This window comes from Planctomycetia bacterium (assembly GCA_034440135.1).
In the GTDB taxonomy this organism is placed as follows: domain Bacteria; phylum Planctomycetota; class Planctomycetia; order Pirellulales; family JALHLM01; genus JALHLM01.
Genome location: JAWXBP010000244.1, coordinates 1 through 4,467 on the forward strand (window position 1 = coordinate 1; position 4,467 = coordinate 4,467).

The window sequence follows — 4,467 nt, forward strand, 5'->3', positions numbered from 1 at the left end:
CGGCCTCAAGTCGCAAGTGCTTGGGCAATAGCGATTAGCGGCTTGGTCCAGTTGCCAAACGAGCCCGAAAAAAGTTCAATAGACGTCCTGTCACCCCGATTTTGAAAGCCGTGAATCCGTAAGGGTTTACGGCTTTTTTGTTGCGCTCGCCAAAGTCCAAAGATGAGGAAATGTAGCCACAGTGTAGCCAAAGTCGGATGTCAAGCTGTCGTTGCCTTCTTGCGCACCAGGAACCCGTCTAGGGAATTCGCCGCGTCGCGCTGCAGCGAAGGCATCACGTGGGAGTAGGTGTCGAGCGTCAGGCTGATCTGCGAATGGCCCAGCCGCTCCTGGACGACCTTCGGATGCACGCCCTTCGTCAGCAGGAGCGATGCCGACGTGTGCCGGAGATCGTGGAACCGCATGTCGGGAAGTCCTGCGCGCTTGAGCGTCGGCTTGAACGAGCGGCGGGTGATGTTGCTCCGGCGCAAGGTGTTGCCATCGGTATCGCAGAAGACGAACGGGCAGCCCGCGAGCCCCTCGCGCATCAATTGCTTTCGATGTTCCACGAGAGCCGCCACGGCCGCCGCCGCCAAGTCGACGCGTCGCCGGCCGCTTTCGCTCTTCGGCTGGCTGAGCTCGCTCCGCCCTTTTACCTCCATCAGCGTGTGCCGCACTGTCACCGTCCCAGCGTCGAGGTCGACGTCCGACCATTGCAGCCCGCACAGTTCACCGAGGCGAAGACCGGAGGCGATTGCCAGCACATAGAGGGCGTACAGCCGGTCAGTTTCCGCGGCGACAAGGAAATCGTCGACTTGGCCGGGATCCAGCGCTCGAACAGTCGACTTTTCGACGCGTGGCCGATCGACGACGTCGCAGACATTCCGCGCGACCTTTCCGAGGCGCATGGCATCGCCGAGGGCCCGGTGAAGGATCGCGTACGTGAGTTGCCGCACCCGTGGCGAGGCGCCAGCGTCCGCCATGGACGTCTGCAAGTTGATCAGGTGGTCGGGAAGAAGCTTCGCCAACGCGAGGCCGCCGAGCCGCGGATTCACGTGAACGCGGATCATAGTCTCGTAATTGGCATATGTCGTCGCGCGAATTCGTCCCTTCGCCACGCTTTCCAACCACCAGGTCAGAAACTCCGCGACGGTTTGCCGCTCGACCTTGACCAGGACGCCGCCGAGCTTCTTGCCTTGGAGTTTGGTCAGTCCGTCCTGGACTTCCTTCTTAGTCGCGCCGTACACGACCTTGCGTTGTCGCTTGCCCGCGCCGTTGTAGCCGATGTTGATGCAGCCGCACCAGCGGCCGTCCGACCGTTGGTAGATGCTGCCTTCCCCGTTGCCGCGTCGTTTAGTTCGTGCTGTCATTTTTTACTTCTCCTCATTTTCGAATTCGACGGAAGCGTTTTCATTTTCTTGGCGAAACTTTTCCTCGTCCGCCTGAATCTTGTGCCATGCCGTAAAGAAAGCATCGTCACCACTTTTTGAACCCAGCAATGGAACGACAAGCCGTTCCCAACCGATTCCGACCGCTCCAACAGCGGCGACAACCGCAACAGGCCAAATAGGTCCCGTTCGTTGAATCTGCAGGAACAACGAAACTAATGCACAGACGGCGGCTGTTGTTGCCAATACCCAGAACATCGCCGGTGCAAATCCGATTCTGGGATGCGCCGGCATTTTTCTCAGATGTCGCAGTCGACCTTCCCATCGAAATTTAGAACCGGCGAAGGCCCGCAAGTACGTGGAAATCCGAATTGCATTGAGTCGACGTGCGCGCACAAGCACTAGGCACGCCCAGACTAGGGGCACAGCCATCAGTGGAATCAGCCCAGAAAGGGAGTCATCCAACGAGCAGCCAGCGGCGACGAGCGCTAATGCCGCACCGATCGTATAGTTCATCAAGTCAATGACTTGAGAAGTGCTCTGAAGCGCTTCGTCGCGCAAGAGTTGTATTTCAAGGACCTCAAGTTCGCTCATTTGCAAGCCCAATAAGGATGGTGGTTCCCCGATGTCAGCGCGACCCCGGAAAGAGGTATCCGCGTCTAGCTCGACTTTTTTCGGCGTTGCTGCTCCTTGTGGAAAATCCCGCCGGCCGTCCGCTACGCGCCACGGGCGCTAACGTGGCGGGGCCGGCGGGGTGCATCGGAATCAAAGCTGATCCTTCACGCTGTCCCAGACCTCTAGAGCGCCATCGCAGAACCCGCGAAAGAATTCCGCCACGTTTGTGTCGCAGGCAATCACGCGATCCTCAAGAACTGAGTTCCAGAACTCGCGCGACGCATCGCGATCGCCGTCGTCCTCGTCGTGAAGAGTGAAATAGAGCCTCTCTGCGGCAGAGTACACGCTCAATCCGTGCGAGTCGTCGAAATAGGTCTTCCAATCGAGCGACGGCTCGAAGAAGATTTGTCGGTGGAGCGAGCTGAGACGCTCCAACTCCTTCGCTTCCGCATCATCATTTGCCCATTCTGTTCCGACGAACTTTCCCGTTGTGTAGCGTTCGTCGTCGCTCTTGCTCTTCGACGCGCGCAACCGACTGATGACGTCAGACATGTCCTTCTCCTTTTTTTGGGCTGCAATCCGGCCGAGTTCCTGCTCGAACGCCTTGGCCGCGACGTGCGACCAATTACGTCGGGCGTCAAAACGATGTCCCACCAAAAAGCGATTAGCGGCAACAGCTTGGCATGGCTCGAACGCGCGAGCGTTTGTCATCGCTTTTGGGCGGCTCGAACTCGCAACGTCGCCGATCGCGAAATCAGGGCGCACCGCGAGCGCGGCGCGGCCGAAATCCTGTGACCTACGCCGCTTTCCGCTCGTAATGCTTGAGCAGCCCGCCGAGCCGTTCATGGCAGACGACATCCTCAGGCCCAAGCGACTCAACCGGATCGGGCGGCTTCACGATGCCGATGCGCAGGTTGTTGAGTCCTTGGTGCGGCCGGAAGCGGTGATACCAGTCAAGATAGGAATCGATCAAGTATTGCAAATGCGATTCGCCGAACACGATGAAATGATCCAGGCACTCGCGCTTCACGCTCTGAATCCAGCGTTCCGCGAACGGATTCAAGTTCGGCGAGCGCGGCGGGATTGGCTTGAATTCGATACCATCGTTTTCGAGAATCGAGCAGAACTGCTCAGTGAACTTCGTGTCCCGATCGCGCACGATGTGCGTCGGCTTGAACTCCCCTTGTTCGGCGAAGTACATGGACAGATTCCGCGCCTGCTGCGCCATCCACTCGCCGTTCGGTGCGGGCGTCATGGCGGCGACATGCACACGGCGGGAGCTGATGTGAATGAAAAACAGCACGTAAAACGTGACGATCCCGCCCTTCGTGACCACATTCTTCGTGAAGAAATCACAGGCCCAAAGCGTGTCCCGGGGGCGCTTGAGAAACTCTTTCCAGGTCGAATCGGCGCGCTTTGGTCCCGGGTCGATCCCATTCTCCTGCAAGATGCGCCGCACCGTGGCATCCGAAATGCGCACGCCGAGATTCGTGAGAATCCCGTGAATCCGCGACGCGCCCGAGCCAGCGCCTTCGCTGGCCAGCTTGAGGATCAGCGCCCGGACTTCGTCCGGCTTCCGCGGCCGACCACCTTTGCCGGCCGCCGGCGCAGGCTTGCCCGGGTCTTTCTTCTCCTGACTGACCCAGCGCGAAAACGTGCGCGGAGAGACGATCGTGATCAAGTCCTTGATCGCCCGACCGAGCGGCTTGCCAACCTTCAGCAGCCGCGTCCGCTCCGCCGGCGTCACCGTGATCCGCTTGGGCAACCTGCTTCGCAGGAAGCGGTTCTCAGTTTTCAGGTATTGGAGGTAGCTGGCCAACTGTTTGTCGGTGGCCTGAGCCAACAACAGCAGCAAGGGCTGAAAGAATCGTTGCGCGACGGTAGAATTCATAACTCGTTACGTAGAATCGAGATGACATAGTTGTGACGCCCCGCTCGGAACGCGCATGCGCGGGGTCGCCACGTTCTAACATGCGATCAGCGCGCGTTCTATTCCCGGCCATGCGAAAGAACGTGGCAAAAAGCGGCAATCTCGCCGCCTACGTGGCAAACTCGCGAGCACCACTGAGAGCACCGCGATCGTTACGGATTTCCGTAACTACCAACCCCGCAAAGCCGTTACAAAAACCGGCCTGCCGCCTACGGAACCGAAGGTTACAGGTTCGAACCCTGTGGCTTTGGCCCAATCAGAGAAGGTTGTCCGCCCTAGCCCATCGTCTCGCTTTTTTCAAGCAATGGCGCTCCACCGCCTTGGCCGAAGTGATGAAGCACGTCTGGTAATGAGTCACGCGAAAGCGGCAGCCAACGATCGAACCTCCGCAGGTTGGGACGAGTTAGTGGCGGCGCTGATTCTGTGCCGAGAGGCGGAGGCAGTCATTCCAGACAGTTTGACGGGGGCAATTTCAGGTCACTGATTGTAGCGTCGTGTGCTAAGCAGTTTATCGCGTCTTTTCGAACGCTCTTTCGATTGGTAGCGAAACGGTCA

General features: G+C 58.8%; 5 protein-coding genes. 1 reads left to right on the forward strand and 4 read right to left on the reverse strand.

The window, feature by feature from the left end; genetic code table 11:
- Window positions 1–200: 200 nt before the first annotated feature.
- From SGJ19_14565 to SGJ19_14575, 3 genes are all read right to left on the reverse strand, one after another.
- Complete coding sequence (locus SGJ19_14565) at window positions 201–1,349, reverse strand: tyrosine-type recombinase/integrase (protein ID MDZ4781470.1); 1,149 nt, start codon at window positions 1,347–1,349, stop codon at window positions 201–203.
- Between the two features lie 3 nt (window positions 1,350–1,352).
- Entirely contained in the window at window positions 1,353–1,961 is a 609-nt protein-coding gene (locus tag SGJ19_14570) for a hypothetical protein (GenBank protein ID MDZ4781471.1), read from the reverse strand.
- Between the two features lie 171 nt (window positions 1,962–2,132).
- Window positions 2,133–2,534 carry a hypothetical protein gene (locus tag SGJ19_14575; GenBank protein MDZ4781472.1) on the reverse strand — a complete coding sequence of 134 codons (402 nt, stop codon included), beginning with the start codon at window positions 2,532–2,534 and terminating at the stop codon, window positions 2,133–2,135.
- A 93-nt stretch (window positions 2,535–2,627) separates the two neighbouring features.
- Here SGJ19_14575 and SGJ19_14580 point away from each other — a divergent pair, with 93 nt between their 5' ends.
- The gene (locus SGJ19_14580) at window positions 2,628–2,777 is read left to right on the forward strand and encodes a hypothetical protein (GenBank protein MDZ4781473.1); all 150 of its coding nucleotides are present in this window, start codon (window positions 2,628–2,630) and stop codon (window positions 2,775–2,777) included.
- 1 nt (window position 2,778) lies between these two features.
- On the opposite strand, the gene SGJ19_14585 is transcribed toward SGJ19_14580, so the two are convergent.
- Complete coding sequence (locus SGJ19_14585) at window positions 2,779–3,873, reverse strand: integrase core domain-containing protein (GenBank protein ID MDZ4781474.1); 1,095 nt, start codon at window positions 3,871–3,873, stop codon at window positions 2,779–2,781.
- Between the last annotated feature and the right edge of the window lie 594 nt (window positions 3,874–4,467).